20 protein-coding genes are annotated in these 16,475 nt (G+C 67.2%); 10 read left to right on the top strand and 10 right to left on the bottom strand.

The genetic code is table 11. The features are described from left to right. Nucleotides 1-40: 40 nt before the first annotated feature. Nucleotides 41-826, top strand: a complete 786-nt coding sequence (locus tag BS329_RS35210; protein ID WP_076167065.1) for an SDR family NAD(P)-dependent oxidoreductase — start codon at nucleotides 41-43, stop codon at nucleotides 824-826. A 228-nt stretch (nucleotides 827-1,054) separates the two neighbouring features. On the opposite strand, the gene BS329_RS35205 is transcribed toward BS329_RS35210, so the two are convergent. From BS329_RS35205 to BS329_RS35195, 3 genes are all read right to left on the bottom strand, one after another. Then, nucleotides 1,055-1,402 (bottom strand): RNA polymerase-binding protein RbpA, encoded by a 348-nt coding sequence (locus tag BS329_RS35205; protein WP_005151365.1) that lies wholly within the window; start codon nucleotides 1,400-1,402, stop codon nucleotides 1,055-1,057. Nucleotides 1,403-1,628: 226 nt separating this feature from the next. After that, complete coding sequence (locus tag BS329_RS35200; RefSeq protein WP_076167063.1) at nucleotides 1,629-2,387, bottom strand: thymidine kinase; 759 nt, start codon at nucleotides 2,385-2,387, stop codon at nucleotides 1,629-1,631. Between the two features lie 137 nt (nucleotides 2,388-2,524). Further along, on the bottom strand, nucleotides 2,525-3,925 hold the full coding sequence (locus BS329_RS35195) for an MFS transporter (protein WP_076167060.1): 1,401 nt from the start codon (nucleotides 3,923-3,925) through the stop codon (nucleotides 2,525-2,527). Between the two features lie 270 nt (nucleotides 3,926-4,195). Here BS329_RS35195 and BS329_RS35190 point away from each other — a divergent pair, with 270 nt between their 5' ends. Next, on the top strand, nucleotides 4,196-4,870 hold the full coding sequence (locus BS329_RS35190) for a transglycosylase family protein (protein WP_076167057.1): 675 nt from the start codon (nucleotides 4,196-4,198) through the stop codon (nucleotides 4,868-4,870). Nucleotides 4,871-4,930: 60 nt separating this feature from the next. Here the strand turns inward: BS329_RS35190 and BS329_RS35185 are convergent, their stop codons facing one another. Next, the gene (locus BS329_RS35185; protein ID WP_076167056.1) at nucleotides 4,931-5,710 is read right to left on the bottom strand and encodes a glycerophosphodiester phosphodiesterase family protein; all 780 of its coding nucleotides are present in this window, start codon (nucleotides 5,708-5,710) and stop codon (nucleotides 4,931-4,933) included. A gap of 66 nt (nucleotides 5,711-5,776) precedes the next feature. Here BS329_RS35185 and BS329_RS35180 point away from each other — a divergent pair, with 66 nt between their 5' ends. Continuing rightward, nucleotides 5,777-6,160, top strand: a complete 384-nt coding sequence (locus tag BS329_RS35180; protein WP_076167054.1) for a hypothetical protein — start codon at nucleotides 5,777-5,779, stop codon at nucleotides 6,158-6,160. Nucleotide 6,161: 1 nt separating this feature from the next. Here BS329_RS35180 and BS329_RS35175 read toward each other — a convergent pair whose 3' ends face one another. Continuing rightward, a complete protein-coding gene (locus BS329_RS35175; protein ID WP_076167053.1) occupies nucleotides 6,162-7,142 on the bottom strand; it encodes a tyrosine-type recombinase/integrase in 981 nt (326 codons plus the stop codon). Between the two features lie 562 nt (nucleotides 7,143-7,704). Here BS329_RS35175 and BS329_RS35170 point away from each other — a divergent pair. Beyond that, nucleotides 7,705-7,986 carry a DUF4303 domain-containing protein gene (locus tag BS329_RS35170; RefSeq protein ID WP_076167050.1) on the top strand — a complete coding sequence of 94 codons (282 nt, stop codon included), beginning with the start codon at nucleotides 7,705-7,707 and terminating at the stop codon, nucleotides 7,984-7,986. Here BS329_RS35170 and BS329_RS35165 read toward each other — a convergent pair. Then, nucleotides 7,970-8,797, bottom strand: a complete 828-nt coding sequence (locus BS329_RS35165) for a class I SAM-dependent methyltransferase (protein ID WP_076167047.1) — start codon at nucleotides 8,795-8,797, stop codon at nucleotides 7,970-7,972. The two genes, BS329_RS35170 and BS329_RS35165, sit on opposite strands and share 17 nt — an antisense overlap. Before the next feature lie 54 nt (nucleotides 8,798-8,851). Here BS329_RS35165 and BS329_RS35160 point away from each other — a divergent pair, with 54 nt between their 5' ends. Further along, nucleotides 8,852-9,691, top strand: a complete 840-nt coding sequence (locus BS329_RS35160) for a class I SAM-dependent methyltransferase (RefSeq protein ID WP_076167045.1) — start codon at nucleotides 8,852-8,854, stop codon at nucleotides 9,689-9,691. A 1-nt stretch (nucleotide 9,692) separates the two neighbouring features. On the opposite strand, the gene BS329_RS35155 is transcribed toward BS329_RS35160, so the two are convergent. Genes BS329_RS35155 through BS329_RS35140 form a run of 4 tightly spaced genes read right to left on the bottom strand, consistent with a single transcriptional unit; the run spans nucleotide 9,693 to nucleotide 12,393 of the window. After that, complete coding sequence (locus tag BS329_RS35155) at nucleotides 9,693-10,334, bottom strand: class I SAM-dependent DNA methyltransferase (RefSeq protein ID WP_076167043.1); 642 nt, start codon at nucleotides 10,332-10,334, stop codon at nucleotides 9,693-9,695. 10 nt (nucleotides 10,335-10,344) lie between these two features. Continuing rightward, nucleotides 10,345-11,103 (bottom strand): putative protein N(5)-glutamine methyltransferase, encoded by a 759-nt coding sequence (locus BS329_RS35150; protein WP_076167039.1) that lies wholly within the window; start codon nucleotides 11,101-11,103, stop codon nucleotides 10,345-10,347. Continuing rightward, complete coding sequence (locus BS329_RS35145) at nucleotides 11,100-11,867, bottom strand: NAD(P)-binding domain-containing protein (RefSeq protein ID WP_076167176.1); 768 nt, start codon at nucleotides 11,865-11,867, stop codon at nucleotides 11,100-11,102. The genes BS329_RS35150 and BS329_RS35145 overlap by 4 nt, the downstream gene beginning before the upstream one ends. Before the next feature lie 10 nt (nucleotides 11,868-11,877). Then, nucleotides 11,878-12,393, bottom strand: coding sequence for a DinB family protein (locus tag BS329_RS35140; RefSeq protein ID WP_076167174.1), 516 nt, complete (start codon nucleotides 12,391-12,393; stop codon nucleotides 11,878-11,880). A 151-nt stretch (nucleotides 12,394-12,544) separates the two neighbouring features. Here BS329_RS35140 and BS329_RS35135 point away from each other — a divergent pair, with 151 nt between their 5' ends. From BS329_RS35135 to BS329_RS35115, 5 genes are all read left to right on the top strand, one after another. Further along, entirely contained in the window at nucleotides 12,545-13,078 is a 534-nt protein-coding gene (locus BS329_RS35135) for an RNA polymerase sigma factor (protein ID WP_076167172.1), read from the top strand. A gap of 19 nt (nucleotides 13,079-13,097) precedes the next feature. Continuing rightward, on the top strand, nucleotides 13,098-13,547 hold the full coding sequence (locus tag BS329_RS35130; RefSeq protein ID WP_076167036.1) for a peroxiredoxin family protein: 450 nt from the start codon (nucleotides 13,098-13,100) through the stop codon (nucleotides 13,545-13,547). A gap of 32 nt (nucleotides 13,548-13,579) precedes the next feature. After that, nucleotides 13,580-14,185: a TetR/AcrR family transcriptional regulator gene (locus BS329_RS35125; protein ID WP_076167033.1), complete on the top strand. Its 606-nt coding sequence runs from the start codon at nucleotides 13,580-13,582 to the stop codon at nucleotides 14,183-14,185. Further along, on the top strand, nucleotides 14,169-15,788 hold the full coding sequence (locus tag BS329_RS35120) for an acyl-CoA dehydrogenase family protein (protein WP_076167030.1): 1,620 nt from the start codon (nucleotides 14,169-14,171) through the stop codon (nucleotides 15,786-15,788). The genes BS329_RS35125 and BS329_RS35120 overlap by 17 nt, the downstream gene beginning before the upstream one ends. Before the next feature lie 226 nt (nucleotides 15,789-16,014). Continuing rightward, a complete protein-coding gene (locus tag BS329_RS35115) occupies nucleotides 16,015-16,446 on the top strand; it encodes a hypothetical protein (protein ID WP_076167027.1) in 432 nt (143 codons plus the stop codon). The last annotated feature ends 29 nt before the right edge of the window (nucleotides 16,447-16,475 follow it).

Below are 16,475 nucleotides of genomic sequence, written 5' to 3'. Positions count from 1 at the left end.
TCTCAACGATCGAACCCAACCAAACGGAAGGAACACCCTCATGAGCCTCCAGGACAAGAACGCGGTCATCTACGGCGCCGGTGGATCGATCGGCGGCGGTGTCGCCAGGGAATTCGCCGCGCGGGGCGCCCGTGTCTTCCTCACCGGGCGCCACGAACCGGCGCTGACGAAACTCGCCGACGAGATCAAGGAGACCGGGGGACTGGCCGAAGTCGCCGTCGTCGACGGCTTGGACGAGACCGCGGTCGACGCGCACGCGGCGTCCGTCGTGGCTGAGGCCGGCAGCCTCGACATCTCCCTCAACCTCGTCCCGCGTGGCGACATCCAGGGCATCCCGCTCGCGGAGATGTCGGTCGAGGACTTCGTCCGCCCGATCACCACCGGCATCACGACCAACTTCATCACCGCCCGCGCGGCCGCCCGGCACATGATCACCCAGGGCTCCGGCGTCATCCTCGCCCTCGACAGCGGCTCCGCACAGGGCAGTCCGATGATGGGCGCGACCGGCTCGATCGACGCCGCGCTGGACACCTACATCCGCAATCTCGCCGTCGAGATCGGACCGCACGGCGTCCGCGCGCTCGGCATCTGGGTCGCGGGCATCCCGGAGACCTTCACCCCCGAAAAGCTCTCCGCCGTCAACAACCAGCTGCCGGCGAGCCCGGAGATGATGGAGAACATCCTCGCCGGTCTCACGGAGGCCCGGATGACCAAGCGTTCACCGCGCCTCGCCGAGGTCGCCGCCACGCTGGCGTTCCTCGCTTCCGACGACGCCATGGGGATCACCGGCACGTTCGTCAACGTGACCAGCATGTACCCGAGCTGACCAAGCAGCCTGGCGCCAAGGCCAGCACCGCCCGGATCGCGGGGCTGGCCTTGGCGCCATGCCGCGTAGCCCGCCCGGCCGGGCGCGGGTCGTCCGTCTGCGCACACGCGCCGTGGTCGCGCCGGTCTCAAGCCGCCCCGGCACAGCCGAGACATGACGAAGCCCCCGCGAAGGGAGGTCGCGGGGGCTTCGCCGTGTTCGTGGTGGGGCTAGCTACTTGGCCGTGCGTCAGGCGGACCGGGTGGTCCTGCGTCCCTTCAGCTCGGCGAGACGTTCGTTGAGCAGATCTTCGAGCTCCGGAATCGAGCGGCGCTCCAGGAGCATGTCCCAGTGCGTCCTCGGGGGCTTGACCTTCTTCTGCTCCGGCTGTCCGCCGTCCACGATCTCGGACTCGCTGCCGTGCAGCCTGCACTCCCACACCGAGGGGATCTCGGCGTCGTCGGAGAAGGGCACCTCGAACTCGTGGTTCTTGGGGCAGGCGTAGCGCACGGTGCGCCGAGGCGCGAGGTCGTGGTTGCGGTCGGTCTCGTAGCTGACCGCTCCCAGCCGGCTTCCACGGAGAACACGGTCGGCCATGATGGGGGTCCTTTCAGTCAGCTCCGGGTGGAGCCAGGGTGATGCTCACCCTATGCAACGACGAAGGGGGCCAGGAGATTCCCTGGACACCATGTCCTTGCTCACGATGAGCTGCGTCACCCGGTGGCAACAGCTTCTCCTAGTAGGAGTGGTTTCGCGCTCTGGCGTGACGTCAATACGGCCATCTTGGTGCGGATATCCCCCAGATGGGCTAGTAGTACGCCTGTCACGTCAACCGTAACTGACCGTGTTGGGCCGAGGTCGGCCCCAGGTCGCCCAGTCGAAAGTGTCGACGGCACAATACCTGATAACGGACAGTGTTCATTTCACCCTCGGAACGTGATATCGGTGAAGATTCAACTAGCAACTGCTCGGTATCCGCCACCACAACGGTGTCCCCGGCCCGCAACACCTCGCCGTCGGACACTCTCGCGTTGAACCGCCCCGTCTGCCCGCACCAGCACAACACCTCGACCTGAACCGGCTGCAACTCGTCCGCCAACTCGAACAACCGCGCCGCACCCGGGAACAACACGCTCCGGAAATCCGTCGCGATCCCGAAGCAGTACACGTCGATCTGGACGTCATCGGCCAGTTCAGCCAGCTGATCCACCTGATCGGGCGACAAGAACTGCGCCTCGTCGACGATCAAGTAGTCCACGTGCCGCCCCGACGCCCACTGCTCCCGCACCAGCAACCGCAGATCGGTCTCGTTCCCCACCTCGATCGCCTTGCGCGTCAGCCCGATCCGGCTGGTGATCTGCGGCTCACCGGACCGGTCGTGCCGCACCAGCACCATCCCGCGACGACCCTGCCGCGCGTGGTTGTGGTCGATCTGCAACGCCAGCGTCGATTTCCCGCAGTCCATCGGCCCGTAACAGAACTTCAACTTCCCGACGACCGGCACACCCCGCCGTGAACCCGCCACCGGCACCGACGACAACGCGTCCGTGGGGTCCGGGCCACTCTCCTTCAGTACGGTCACGACGCTCGACCCTATCGGCACGCTCCCGCCTCATTGTCTGTCAGGGCGCCCTGCCACCGCGATAGCGGGGCCTTCGGCCGGGCGGTTTCACGCGTTTGGTCGCCCTTAGGCACATCATCAGCTCCGCCAACAGGCCCTCACAGCACCGCCGGTGGTCGGTTGCCCGCCGCCTCGATCGCCCGGCGCACCGGCACCAGCCATACGAACACGAAACCGAGCACGAAGAAGATCACCAGCGCGATGATCGCGTACCGGAACGAACCGGTGATCTGCCCGACCGCGGCGAACAACAGCGGACCGAGCCACGACGTCCCCCGCTCGCCGACCACGTACAGCGAGAAGTACTGCGCGTCCTTCCCCTCGGGGATCATCTGCCCGAACAACGACCGCGACAACGCGTTCGTTCCACCGAGCACCAACCCGATCCCGACCGCCACCGCGTAGAACTGCAACGGCTGCCCCGCCTGGATGAAGAACGCGAAGCACAACACCGCCACCCAGGCCACCAGACTCCCCAGGATCGTCTTCTTCGCCCCGAACCGGGCCGCGATCGCCCCGTGGATCATCGCCCCGGCGTACGCCAGGAACTGGATCACCAGAATCGTGACGATCAACACCTGAGTGCTGTACTTCAACTCGTCCTTGCCGTACTGCGCCGACACCGCCACCACCGTCGTGATCCCGTCGGTGAAGACCAGGTAACTCCCCAGGAACGCCAACGTCAGCGGATAGGCCCTCGCCTCACCGATCGTCCGCTTCAACTCCTTGAACCCGGCCGTCAACACCGACAGCCCCCGCTCCGCCGACTTCGGCACATGAGTCTGGGGGAGAGCCCGCACCGCCGGGAACGTGAACACCGCCCACCAGATCCCCGACGTCAGGAAACAGATCTGGACGGCCAGCCCCTCGCTCACCCCGAAGTCCTCGTGCCCCATGAAGAACCCCAGCTGGAGCGCGAGCGCCAAACCACCGCCGAGATACCCGAACGCCCACCCCTTCGACGACACCGCGTCCCGCTCGTCAGGCTCCGCGATGTCCACCAGGAACGAGTAGTAGACGACCAGCGCACCGCCGTAACCGATGTTGGCCAGGATGAACGTCCAGACCCCGACCTCCCAGTTCGTCCCCGAGACGAAGAACATCAGCGCCGACGCCACCGCGCCCAGGAACGCGAACCCGCCGAGGATCCGCCGCTTGTGCCTGCTCCGGTCCGCGATCGCGCCGGCGATCGGCAGCACCAGCACCTGCGTCACCGTCGCGATGGACAGCAGATACCCCCACAGCGACCCCGCCGGGAAGTGCAGCCCGAACAACAAGACGTCACAGTTCTGAAGGGTGCTCGAAGCTCCACTCGAATCGGTGCACGCTCTGTCCCCGTTAAGGGTGAAATTCGCCTTGGCATCCGCGGACGCGATCTCGCTCAAATAGAGCGCTCCGAACACCGTGATAACCGACGAATAGAACGGCGAATTGGCCCAGTCGTAGAGGTACCAAGCCCGCCACACCCGCCTGCGTTCACGGGTCACGGCCACCGTCATGCACTGCTCCTGAAGTCGAGAATGTCGAGGTCAGCGGGAGACTACTGGTGATCGCGCCCAGCTGTCCGGCACAAGTGCGGACCGTGTTCGTTTCGACGCGAGACGAACCCTTCCCGGCAACCTCCCCGACCATCGTCGGCGTGTCGATGACACGAACCACGTATGTTTCATGTGAGGCTGGTGTGCGAGCTGTGACTCTTGTGAAGCAAGTGTCCGGTATTTACTGTTCCGCTCATGAGGACCCATCGCCTTCGCACAGCACACCGCGTAGTGGCGAGAACGCTCCTGCTCGCCCTCGCCGTGACGGGCCTGCAGGTCGCCACCACCGGATCCGCCGCCGCGGATCCCCATGGCTCCCACTGGGCCAAGCTCCGCATGTGTGAATCGAGCGGGCGCTACAACATCAACACCGGCAACGGCTACTACGGCGCCTACCAGTTCGACCTGCCCACCTGGCGCAGCGTCGGCGGCCAGGGGAGGCCCGACCAGGCCAGCCCCCGCGAACAGGATTACCGGGCCCTCTACCTCTACCGCATGCGCGGCTGGCAACCCTGGGAATGCGCCGGCAAACTCGGCTTCCGCAACGACGGCGACGGCCGCAGCAAACGCGTCCCGTCCTATGAGGACTCCGCCTACATCGGCGGGGGAGGACAGCCCGCCCCGCCGCCCCCGCCCAAACCGAAGCCGACCCCGCCCGCCCCGCCCGGCGGCCCCAAACCCGACTGGCCCGGCGTCGTCTACGCCTATGGCGACTGCGCGCCTGCGCTCAAGGTGTTCCAACTGAGGATGAACGCCTACGGCTACGGCTTCACCGGCACCGGCTGCTACTACGACAAAACCCGCGAAGCCGTCCTCGCCCTCCAACGGGCCAACGGCATCAAGGACTCCGGCCGCCTCGGCCCCAAGACCTGGGACGCCGCCTGGAATGGCAAACCACCCCGGTAACCCGCCGCGTTTAGTCCTCTGGTTGCGGTTTGACTCGCGACCAGAGGACCAAACGCAGGTTCAGGTCGGCCAGGCACCCCGCTCCCGAAGGACCTCACGCAGCAGATCCGGCCGATCCGTCACGATCCCGTGGACCCCCAGATCCAGCAGCAACCGCATCTCCGCCGGATCGTCCACCGTCCACGTGTGCACCTCGAAACCCGCCCGCGTCGCCTGCCGCAGAAAAGCCCGGTCCACCACCTTCAACCGCCCCTGCCGCACCGGCACCTGCGCCATCGCACCCCGCGCCAACGCCCGCAACGACACCAGCGGCAGAAACCCGTTCGCCCACATCACCGCCACCGAACGCGGCCCCATCGCCGTCACCAGCTTCGGACCCGCCAGCCGCCGGATCCGCGTCAACCGCGCGTCGGAGAACGACGCCGCCGCGACCCGATCGTGCGCCCCGATCCGCTCGATCGTCCGCACGAAAGGCGCCACCGCCTGATCCGACTTCACGTCGATGTTGAACCGCGCCTCCGGCAACTCCTCGAGGACGTCCTCCAACCGCGACAACGGCACACGGCCACCCACCTTGACGTTCCGCAGCTGCGCCCACGTCTGCCGGGAGATCAATCCCGAACCATCGGTCGTCCGGTCCAACGACTCGTCGTGATGCACCACGACCACGCCGTCCGACGTCGCGTGCACGTCCGTCTCGAGATAGCGATAGCCCTCCGTCACCGCCTGCTGGAAGGCAGGCAGCGAGTTCTCCAGTCCGTCCAGGTCACCGAGGTGCCAGCCTCGATGGGCGAAGGCACGAGGGAGCGGGTCGGCGAGGTACGGGAACAGTGTCGGCACCCCACTAGTGTGCACTTCGGTCGTAGCCCCGGCATGATCGTCCGGTGGCCAGCTAGGGTCTGAACCGTGAGGGAAGTGGCCGAGCACCCGAAGACGTCTGCCGAAGAGGTGTCCGAGCTACGCCGCGCGGGGGCACCCAAGCACTGCGGATGGTGCGGCCGCAGGCTCGAACAGGGCGGTAACGTCGGCAGGCGCCGACGTTACTGTGGGCAATCCTGCCGCCAGCGGGCCTATGAACGCCGCACCGCGCTCCAGCGCAGCGGCCTCCCCGAAGACGCCGTCGTCCTCTCCGACACCGAGATCGCCACTCTGCAAGACCGGCTCTTCCAACTCCGCTGCGCCGCCGAAGACATCGTCACCGCCGCCGACGACGGAGCCTCCTTGACCGAACTCCGCGGCCTCGCCGACGAAATCGCGCAAGCGGCCAAGGATCTTGAACAGCTCCGCTGACCTACACGATCCCGTCGAGCGCCCGATACGTCCGGTTGCTCGCGGCTGCCGCCCGCTGCTCCCGTCCCGTCGCCTCGATGTAGTTCTGGCTGGTCGCCAGGCTCGCGTGCCCCAGCAGCGCCATGATCTCCGATGCCGTCGCGCCGTCCTCGGCCAGCCGCGTCGCGAAAGTGTGCCGCAACGCGTGGAGATTCGCCCCGACCGGCACGCGGTCGTGCAGGCCCGCCCACCGATAGCAGGACTTGACGAGGTACTCCAGCGCGCCGCGGCCGATCGGCTCGCCGGCACGATCCCGGAGGAGGGGAGTGGAGGGCCCGAACCTCTGCTGAGGGAAGCGACGGCGACAGGAGGCCAGGTACTCCTCGATGATCTTCTCCATGATCGGCTGCACCGGAATCGAGCGATCGCGGCTTCCCTTGCCGTGGACGTGCAACCGCATCTCACCCTGGCGACCGACCAGCGACCGCGCTGTCAGCGCACGCATCTCCGCCGCACGCAGTCCGGCGACCAGGCCGAGCGCGATCACCAGCACGTCCCGCTCCGGCCACGGATCCCGCGTCCGGCGCGACCCATCCGCGGCGGCCGCGAGCAACTGCTCCGGGGTTTCCTCACCCCGCAACGGTTTCGGCGTCAACGGAGGCGCCTTCGGCCGGGCGACCGCACCCATCGGGTTGCCTGCGAGCAGCCCGTCGGACACGCAGAAGGTCAGGAACTGGTTCCAGGTCGACCACGCGCGCAGGACCGAACTCTTGGCGTGAGTGTCCGCGAAGGCACCGAAGGCGTTCCGGAGCGACTGAGCCGTGAGCATCTCGACGGTGAGATCGTCAGGGGAGAGGTTCGACTCACGAAGCAGGAGAGCGGTGATGCCAGCGAGGTCCCGGCGGTAGGCGTCGGTGGTGTGAGGAGAATCCTTACGGGGACGACGTGCGGCGAAAAAGGCTTGCTGTGCCTCGGAAACCCTCATGGAGATCTTGTACCGCATGGCACCGACAGTCTTACACTGGGTTATATTCCATTTCATGCATAATAGCGATTATGCATGAAGCGGAGTGATGGATCCGGAAGCTCCTCGCGGGGGATCCTGGTCCGCTTGTCGGTTCTCGGCGTGTCCTGATGGGTCTTTCCTGACGATTTCTCTTCATGACATCCGAGCCACCATGGCCAACTGGAGCCTCAAGGGGCGATGATCTCGGCGGCGGATCACCAGGTCAGTCGCCGCAAATGCTTCTGTTCGCACTCGGCGACCGAGACACTGGGATTGATTCGTCACTGTGACGTTTTAAGGGTGGGTGATCGGTCATCCGTTTTGCGCTCCCGGGGGCACACTTGGCCGTTTCGGGCGACTTGGAGCAGACCGCGTCCAGGAGGGTCGAAGGGAACCATGCCCGCATTGCACGCGGCGAAGGGAACTTACCCGCTACATGCAACGAAAGACCCCTTAAGCACTGCGCCAGAGACCTCTCTTGAGCCTCGTGACCCAAGGTCGACCAAGTGCCGATAATGTACATTATGTCAAGTAACCGAGAGGTCAGTGCTCCCCGCCGGTGTCGGCCTGGTCGCACGAGACGCTGGCGCAGCGACCGGACGCCGACGAGGTCCGCTACTCCTGCGCCGATTCACCGTTTTCGATTCTGGGTGAGCAGTACCTGAAGTCGGCCCGAGAGCTGTTCGCCGCCCGGTCGGCGGTGTTCGACATCGCCGAAGACGACGCGTCCGACGCGGAGTTCGATCTTCGACCGCGAGCGATGGAGACGGTGTCGGCGAGGCTCGCGCAGATGTCAGGACGCTCGCCCCTCCCCTGTGGCGAAATCAGGAGCGACCAGTGACGGCGAGGTGGACGTTCATCGTGCAGGGAATCCTGCCGTCGGCATCGGCCAGTTGCGTTGCTTGTGCCAGGAATTCCTCTTCGATCGACCGTACGACTGCCTGGTCGAGTGGCATGAAGTTGTAGATCGCCGAGAGGCGTGCCCACACCTGTTCCGCGGTGCCGCCGAGGTCGATGGGTTCGGTGGTCCACGCGACGGGTGAGAATCCGGCGGGGACGAGAATCTCGTCGATGCCGTCCCGGTGCAGGGTGCGGTTGTCGCCCAAAGGGGGAATCCGCTGTTCGGGTGGGGCGCCGTCGAGTGCTGGGCGGATCAGTTTCTGGAACAGCTCGTAGCTTCCACTTCCGCCCGCTCCTCCGCCGCTGAGAATCAGCGCCAGGCGTCCACCGGGAACCAGGACCCGAGCCACTTCCGCGGTGACCTGGTCGATGTCGGGCATCAGCATGAAGGCCATGTGGGAGACGCACGCGTCGAAGCCGCCGTCGGGGAAAGGCAGTTCCTGTGCCCGCCCTGTCGCCAGCGGCACGCCGTGGAGGGCGGGTCGCTGCCGCGCGAGTGCCAGGTCGGCGCTTGAGAGATCCACTCCGGTGACCTGGTGGCCGGCCTCGGCGAGCAGGTCGAGGAGAAAGCCGTCACCGCAGCCGAGGTCGAGGACCCGAAGGTGTCCTGTGACGTGATCTCGGAGGATCTCGTAGCTCGACCGGCCATCGGGCGCGCGGCCGTGGCTCATCATGCTCGATGTCGCTGCCGGATGCCGGGCATGGAATTCGCGCAGGAAGGCTTCTTGAGCGGCTGTGGTCACGATCTCCATCGTAGGACGAGCGGCTATGGTCTTCCCTGGAATCGAACCTGGGGGTGGCGGAAAATGTCCGAGAGCATCGCTGTGTGCGTCGATCCGTCCAACGAGCAAATGCTGAAGGCGTGGGACGGTGAGGACGGCGCGCTCTGGGCGAAGCGCGCACAGCGAATCAACGACGGCGTCGCCGCGTACCGCGAAGCCTTCTTCGCCGCGGCCGGGATCCAGTCGACAGACAGGGTGCTCGACGTCGGCTGTGGCGCCGGGCAGACGACGCGGGACGCGGCTCGGCAAGCTACTGACGGTTCGGCGCTCGGTGTTGACCTCTCCAGTGCGATGCTGGGCCTCGCTCGTCGGCTTGCCGACGAGGAACGTGTTCCCAACGTCGCCTTCAAACAGGTGGACGCACAGGTCCATCCGTTCCCCGAGGCGGACTTCGATGTGGTGATCAGCAGGCATGGGTCGATGTTCTTCGGTACTCCCCTGACCGCTTTCACCAACCTGGCCCGTGCGACCCGGCCCGGTGGCCGTCTCGTGCTGTTGACGTGGCAACCGTTGCGGCTCAACGAATGGATCACCACTTTCCGGACAATCTTCGCCGCCGGTCGTGAGGTGCCGTCTTCGAATCTGGCGCTCAGCGACCCACTCGAAACCGAGCAGCTGCTGACCTCGGCCGGGTACACCGATGTCGAGCTGACCGCGGTGAACAAGCCGATGTACTTCGGCCGGGACGTCGATGACGCGGCCGAATTCATCGTCGAGCAGCATGGCGGGCGGCTGGGTGATCTGGCCGAGGCCACGCGTGCGAAGGTCATCGAGGACTTGCGTGCCGATCTCGCCGAGCACCAGACCGGCCGAGGCGTCTTTTACGACTCGGCGGCCTGGCTTGTCGAGGCTCGGCGTCCTTGACTTACGGCTTGCGGGCGATGAGGTACGCCTGCTGTGTGCTCTCGAACTCTTCGGACGGTTCGCGGACGAGCTGGGAGATCATGGTGAACCCCGACTCCCCCAGCTGTCCGGCGATCTTCTCCGGCACCAGCCGGTAGGCGTCGCACGAGATGTCGTGTCCGTAAGCGTGCTCGATGTGACGGACTTCGTCGCCGACCTGGAACGCCAGCAGCAGATGACCTCCCGGCGCGAGGATCCGGTGAAAGTCGGCGAAGATCTCCGGCAGCCGCTCTCGTGGGGTGTGGATGATCGAGTACCACGCGACGACGCCGGCCAGTGTACCGTCCTCAATGGACAAACCGGGCATCTGCCCGATCTGGAAGTCCAGGTGTGGGTACGACTTCCGGGCGACGGCGATCATCTCCGGTGAGAGGTCGACGCCGTGGATGTCGAGTCCCAGTCCGTGGAGGTGTTCGGTGATGCGGCCGGGTCCGCAGCCAATCTCGGCGACGCGGCCGCCGCCTGCTGTTTGGACGAGTTCCGTGTACGCGCCGAGGACGGCGCGGTCCCAGACGGCTCCGGCGAGGTGGCCGTGGAGGAGTTCGGCGTAGTCTGCCGCGACCGTGTCGTAGGCGGTGCGGGTCTTGTGGAGGTAGTCGGTCACGGCGGAGACCCTATCCCCCGGCACCGACAACAATCGTCGCGTACAGCTCGTCGTCGGTGATCACTTCAGGGGTCAAACCGTTGTGTGCCATGGCTTCCGCGGTGTTCGCGGCCTGGCTTTCGCCGGTTTCGATCAGCAGGTGCCCGCCCGGTGCGAGCCATTGTGGAGCTTCAGCGGCGACGCGGCGGTGGACGTCGACGCCGTCTTGTCCGCCGTCGAGGGCGATGCGGGGTTCGTGGTCGCGTGCTTCGGGCGGCATCATCGCGATGGCGTCGGTGGGGACGTACGGGGCGTTGACGACGAGGAGGTCGACGTGACCTCGTAGCGACGCGGGAAGAGGTTCGTAGAGGTCGCCTTCGAAGACCTCTCCCCCGGCTTTGGCGACGTTGACGCGGGCACAGCGGACGGCGGCGGGTTCGATGTCGGCCGCGTAGAGCCGGATGTCGCCGAGTTCGGCGGCGATGGCGGCGCCGAGTGCGCCGGTGCCGCAGCAGAGGTCGAGGACGATCGCTCCGGGGCCGGCGAGGGTGACGGCGTGACGGACGAGGAGTTCGGATCTTTGGCGTGGCACGAAGACGCCGGGTTCGACGGTAATGTGGAGTCCGTGGAATTCGGCCCAGCCGAGGATGACTTCCAGGGGTTCGCCGTCGATGCGGCGTTGGACCATGGTGTCGAGTTCGGCGGGTGTGCGGGCTTCGATGCCGAGGAGCCGGGCTTCGTCTTCGGCGAAGACGCACCCGGCTGCCCGGAGTTTCTCGATGATGGTCACTCGTCGCGCAGTCTGGTGAGGATTTCGTCGAGGGCGTGCCGGACGGTGTCGGGGACGCCGTTGGTGCGCAGGTCGGTGAGGAAGTGTTCGTTGAGTCCGCCGGGGGTCATGTGCTTGCCGGTGAGGGTTTCGAGGGAGCCGGTCTGCTGGAGCAGGGATTGGCCGAGTTGTCCGAAGATGTGGCTGGTGAAGGTGGTCGCGGTGGTGTCTTCGATGCCCTGGTCGGTCATCCAGGCGGCGATGGTGCCGAGGTAGTCGAGGTGGGCGGCGAAGGTGGCCGTGGCGGCGCTGAAGATTTCGAGGTCTTTCTCGGCGTCGGGGACGACGGTGCCGCCGATGCTGTCGAAGAGGGCTCGGGCTTCGGTGTTGTCGGGGTGGATGGCGGTGAGGCTTTGGCGGCGGGCGGCCGGGGGCAGCGGGATGCTCCGGACGACTTCGCGTGCCGGTGCGGCCCAGTCGCGAAGCTGGTCGAGGCGGACGCCTGCGAGGGCGCTGATCAGGACGTGCTCGGGCCGGAAGGTGAGGTCCTGGAGGACTTCTCGGGCGATCGGGGCGCGGACGGCGAGGATGATCGTCGTGGCGCTGTCGAGGACGGCTTGGTTGCTGTCGCAGACTTTGACGTTGGCGAAGCGTGCCGAGAGTTCTTGTCCGACGCTGCGGCTGCGGGGCGAGAGGTAGATCGTGGGTGGGTCGGCGATGTCGTTGCTGAGGCCTTCGGCGATGGCGGCGGTGATCTCGCCCGCGCCGATGAATCCGTATTCCATGGTCACTCCCCTAGGCGCCGGTGGTGCCGTCGACGCGTTCGCGGATGAGGTCGGCGTGGCCGTTGTGGCGGGCGTATTCGCCGATCATGTGGACGTAGAGCATGCGGAGTGAGAACGGGTTTCCGCCGAGGTCGAAGGTGTCGTCGAGGGATCCGTCGGCGGCGGCTTCGTCGGCGAGGCGGATTTCCTCGAGGAGGGTGTGGTAGGCCTCTTCGGCTTTGGTGGCGTCGAGGACTTCGAAGTCGTGGTCCTTGCCGAGGGCGAGGTCGTAGAGCGGTTCGAGGTCCTGTGCGGCGTAGCGCAGGCGGAACCAGATGCGTTCGACCTTGGCGAGGTGGCGGATGAGGCCGAGGAGGGTGAGGTTGGAGGGCGGGACCGAGGCCTGGGCGAGTTGTTCTCCGGTGAGGCCGGTGAGTTTGCCGAGGAAGGTGCTGCGGTGCCAGGCCAGCAGGGCGGGCAGGAGAATGCGCTCGTCGGCGGCGGTGTCGCCGGACGGGCGGGTCACCTCGGGGGCGGTCCACGTCATAGTGGCGATCATGCCATCGGGTGGTGTGGGGCCGGCTGGTGAACCGCGCGATGGGGTGGTGAGCGGGGTCACGTGAGGACGGCTGAATCCTTCGGCCTGGATGGCTGCTCTTGTAGGGGCCGGGACGAGCCCGGTGCTGGAGGAGGTCGTCGTGAAGGCCGAGTGGCCGAGGGAGTCGTTGATCGTGGCCGCGCCGGGCGGGGATGAGACCGCCATCGCCACCCTGGTCTCGGGTTCCCATCCGCATGTGCAGCGTTTCGCGCGGTCGCTCTGTGCTTCGCCGGAGGACGCGGAGGATTCCGCGCAGGAGGCGCTGATCATCCTGTACCGCAAGATCGGCACGTTGCGGGCTTCCGGTGCGCTGGCGTCGTGGATGTTCCGGATCGTACGTAACGAGTGCCTGCGGCGGGCTCGGCGGGAGTTGCGCGGGGACGACCTGGTGTGGTCGGACGCGGTGGTCTCGGCGGAGGACGACGTCCTGCAGCGGCTGGAGGCGCGGCGGGTGGCGGCGGCGATCGCCGAGTTGCCCGCTGATCAGCGTCGCGTGCTGATCATGCGTGACGTCCAGGGGTATTCGGGCCGTGCGGTCGCCGACGCGCTCGGTTTGAGTACGGCCGCGATGAAGTCCCGGCTGCATCGGGCGCGGGCGACGGTTCGTGTCCTTCTCGGTAACCCCATTCCCTGATTTCTCTCGAGGAGTCGTCATGTTCGAAATCGGTTCCACGGTCCCCGACCTCGCGCTGGAGGACACGGCCGGGCAGGTCGTCCGCCTCTCGGACTGTCGCGGTACGGACGATGTGCTGCTGTATTTCCTGCGTTCGACCACGTGTCCTGTCTGCAACAGCCACGTGAGGGACCTCGCGAAGCTCGCCGGTGTGCGGGTGCTGGTCGCTGTTCCCGAAGGCCGGGAGGAGGCCGCGGCTTGGCGGGCGAAGCGTGGGTTGTCGCTTCAGGTGGTGACCGGTCGGCGCGGTACCCCGCATGAGGCTGTCGGGCTGGTGAAAAAGGTGTTCGGTGCCTTGCAGCAGTCCGGCAGCTTGCTGATCGATCGGGAGGGGGTGGTCCGGCACGCTCATTCCGCGACCATGCCCACCAGCGCGTACGACAGGAAGGGCATCGCCGTCGCGCTGGACGAACTCGTGCGGATGCGTTGACTGAAGGTGTGAATCGGTGCTTCACTTCTTGAGTGCCGTACCGCCGAACCCCGAAGGTCCAGGAGCGACTGGACGCCCAGCGCGACGCCGTCCTCGCCGCCGCCATGGAGCAGCTGGCCGAGCGTGGGTACGCGGGTTGCTCGGTGTCGGCGGTCGCGGAGCGGGCCGGGGTGGCGGTCGGGAGCGTGTACCGCCACTTCCCCACCAAGGCCGCGCTGGTCGTGGAGCTGTTCCGGAAGGTCGTCACGCGTGAGGTCGAGGCCGTGCGCGCGGTGTCGGAGCGGCCCGGCACGCCGGCGGAGCGGGTCGTGGCGGTTTTCGACACCTTCGCGAGCCGTGCGCTGAAGACGCCGCGGATGGCGTACGCGCTGCTGGCCGAGCCCGTCGACGCGCCGATCGAGGCCGAGCGGCTGGTGTTCCGGCGCGCGTTCCGTGACGTGGTGGCCCAGCACGTGGCCGACGGCGTCCGTTCCGGGGTGCTCCCGGCTCAGGACGCGGAGGTCACCGCGGCGGCGCTCGTCGGGGCGGCGGCCGAAGTGCTGATCGGCCCGTTGACCACCGGCAGTGCGGACGAGGTGTCCGGGCTGCGCACTTTCGTCCTGCGTTCTTTGGGAGGTTCCGATGCCGGTCACTCATGAGGTCACCAACCAGGTGCCGCCGCTGGCGGAATACGACGTCGCCGCGGATCCGGCTCTGCTGGAGGGTCTGGAGCGGGCGGGCGCCGGCTGGGCGGTGGCGGAGGTGCACGCCCTCGGCAGGCTGGCCGGGAGTGAGCAGGCCCAGGAATGGGGCAGGCTGGTCAACGAGAACGAGCCGGTGCTGCGGACGCATGACCGGGTCGGGAACCGGATCGACGAGGTCGAGTTCCATCCGTACTGGCACGAGTTGATGGACGTCGCGGTGTCCTACGGGCTGCACGCGGCTCCGTGGCGGGATTCCCGGCCGGGCGCGCACGCGGCGCGGGCGGCGAAGATGTACGTCTGGGGTCAGGTCGACGCGGGGCATACGTGCCCGATTTCGATGACGTACGCGGCGGTTCCGGCGTTGCGGTTCACTCCTGAGCTGTCCGAGCGGTACGAGCCGTTGCTGGCGTCGACGGAGTACGACTTCGGGCTGCGTGAGCCGAGTACGAAACGCGGGCTGATCGCCGGGATGTCGATGACGGAGAAGCAGGGCGGTTCGGACGTCCGGGTGAACACGACGACGGCGCGGCCGCTGGGTGACGGCGGTTACGTGATCGTCGGGCACAAGTGGTTCACCTCGGCGCCGATGTCGGACATGTTCCTGACGCTGGCCCAGGCACCGGGCGGGCTGTCGTGTTTCCTTCTCCCCCGTGTCCTGCCGGACGGGTCGCGCAACGGGATCCGGTTGCAGCGGCTGAAGGACAAGCTGGGCAACCGGTCCAACGCGTCGTCGGAGATCGAGTACGACGACGCGATCGGCTGGCTGGTCGGCGAGGAAGGCCGCGGCGTCCGCACCATCATCGAGATGGTGAACAACACCCGGCTGGACTGCGCGGTCGGGAGCGCGTCGGGGATGCGGTACGGCGCCGTGCGTGCCCTCCACCACGCGCGGCATCGTCACGCGTTCGGGGCGAACCTGGTGGATCAGCCGCTGATGGGCAACGTGCTGGCGGACCTCGTCGTGGAGTCCGAGGCGGCGACGACGGTCGGGATGCGGCTGGCGGCGGCGACCGACCGGCCGGATGACGAGCAGGAGCAGGCGTTCCGTCGGCTGGGGCTGGCGGTGACGAAGTACTGGGTGTGTAAACGTGGTCCGTCGCATGCGGTGGAGGCGCTGGAGTGCCTGGGCGGCAACGGGTACGTGGAGGAGTCGGGGATGCCGCGGCTCTACCGTGAGGCTCCGCTGATGTCGATCTGGGAAGGTTCGGGCAACGTCGCGGCGCTGGACGCGTTGCGGGCGATGGCGAAGCAGCCGGAGTCGGTGGCGGCGTACTTCGCGGAGGTCGAGCAGGCGTCCGGGGCCGACGCGCGGCTGGACGACGCGGTGGGCAGGCTGCGCAAGGAGTTGTCCGATCTGTCGGACGTCGAGTACCGGGCGCGGCGGCTGGTCGAGTCGATGGCGTTGGTGTTGCAGGGCTCGTTGCTGGTGCGGCACGGGACGACGGCGGTGGCGGACGCGTTCTGCGCGTCGCGGCTGGGTGGTGACTGGGGTGTCGCGTTCGGGACGCTTCCGTCCGGTGTGGACACGCGGGCGATCCTTGCCCGTGCGGAGGTCTGAGTCTGGGGTCGACGACGGAGCAAGGTCAAGTCGGCCGGACCGGTGGAGAGAAGTAGGGGCGTGGGGAAATAGAGACGTCCACGGACACTCCGTACTCGCCTGACCACGTGGTGCTCCGGTTCGGCCGGCTTCCCCGGCGGGACGGCCGCTGATCAGGGCGAACGGCGGCAGGATTGCGGAATTCGGGTGCATCCAGGGACGTCTGCGTCGGCTACGTTCGTCGGTCATGGTCGATCGCCGAAGATGCCTGGTCCTGGTTCCCCTGGCGCTGTTGGCCGCCGGTTGCTCGACGGCTCAGCCGACACCGATCTTCGCCGCGGCGAGTTCGACTCCGCCGGCGGAGAATGCGCCGTTGGCCGGGGTCGCGGCCCCGTCCGGTGCGCCGTTCGTCGCGGTGGACGGGCGGAATCTGAGAGCCTGCTCCGACGGGGAGTGTGAGGTGCTGGTGCGGACCGGCGATCAGGTTCCCAACGACGGCGGTGCCGGGCCGCTGTCGGTCACGGTCCAGGCGGGGAAGGTGGGTCTCGCTCCCTCGTCCGGCGGGATGGGCGGGGCGGTGTCCGGTCCACCGGGGATGACGCACCAGATCAACCGGCAGGTGATCGTCGTCGTCGCGGTGCAGGACGGTGAAGGGATCGTCCGGCTCAGCAGGAAGTAACGGACTACGCTGGGAGCGGTGAAGTTCCC

Source organism: Amycolatopsis coloradensis (assembly GCF_001953865.1).
Lineage (GTDB): Bacteria > Actinomycetota > Actinomycetes > Mycobacteriales > Pseudonocardiaceae > Amycolatopsis > Amycolatopsis coloradensis.
Note: the sequence above shows the minus strand (reverse complement) of the source record. Positions and strands in the feature narration are given on the sequence as shown.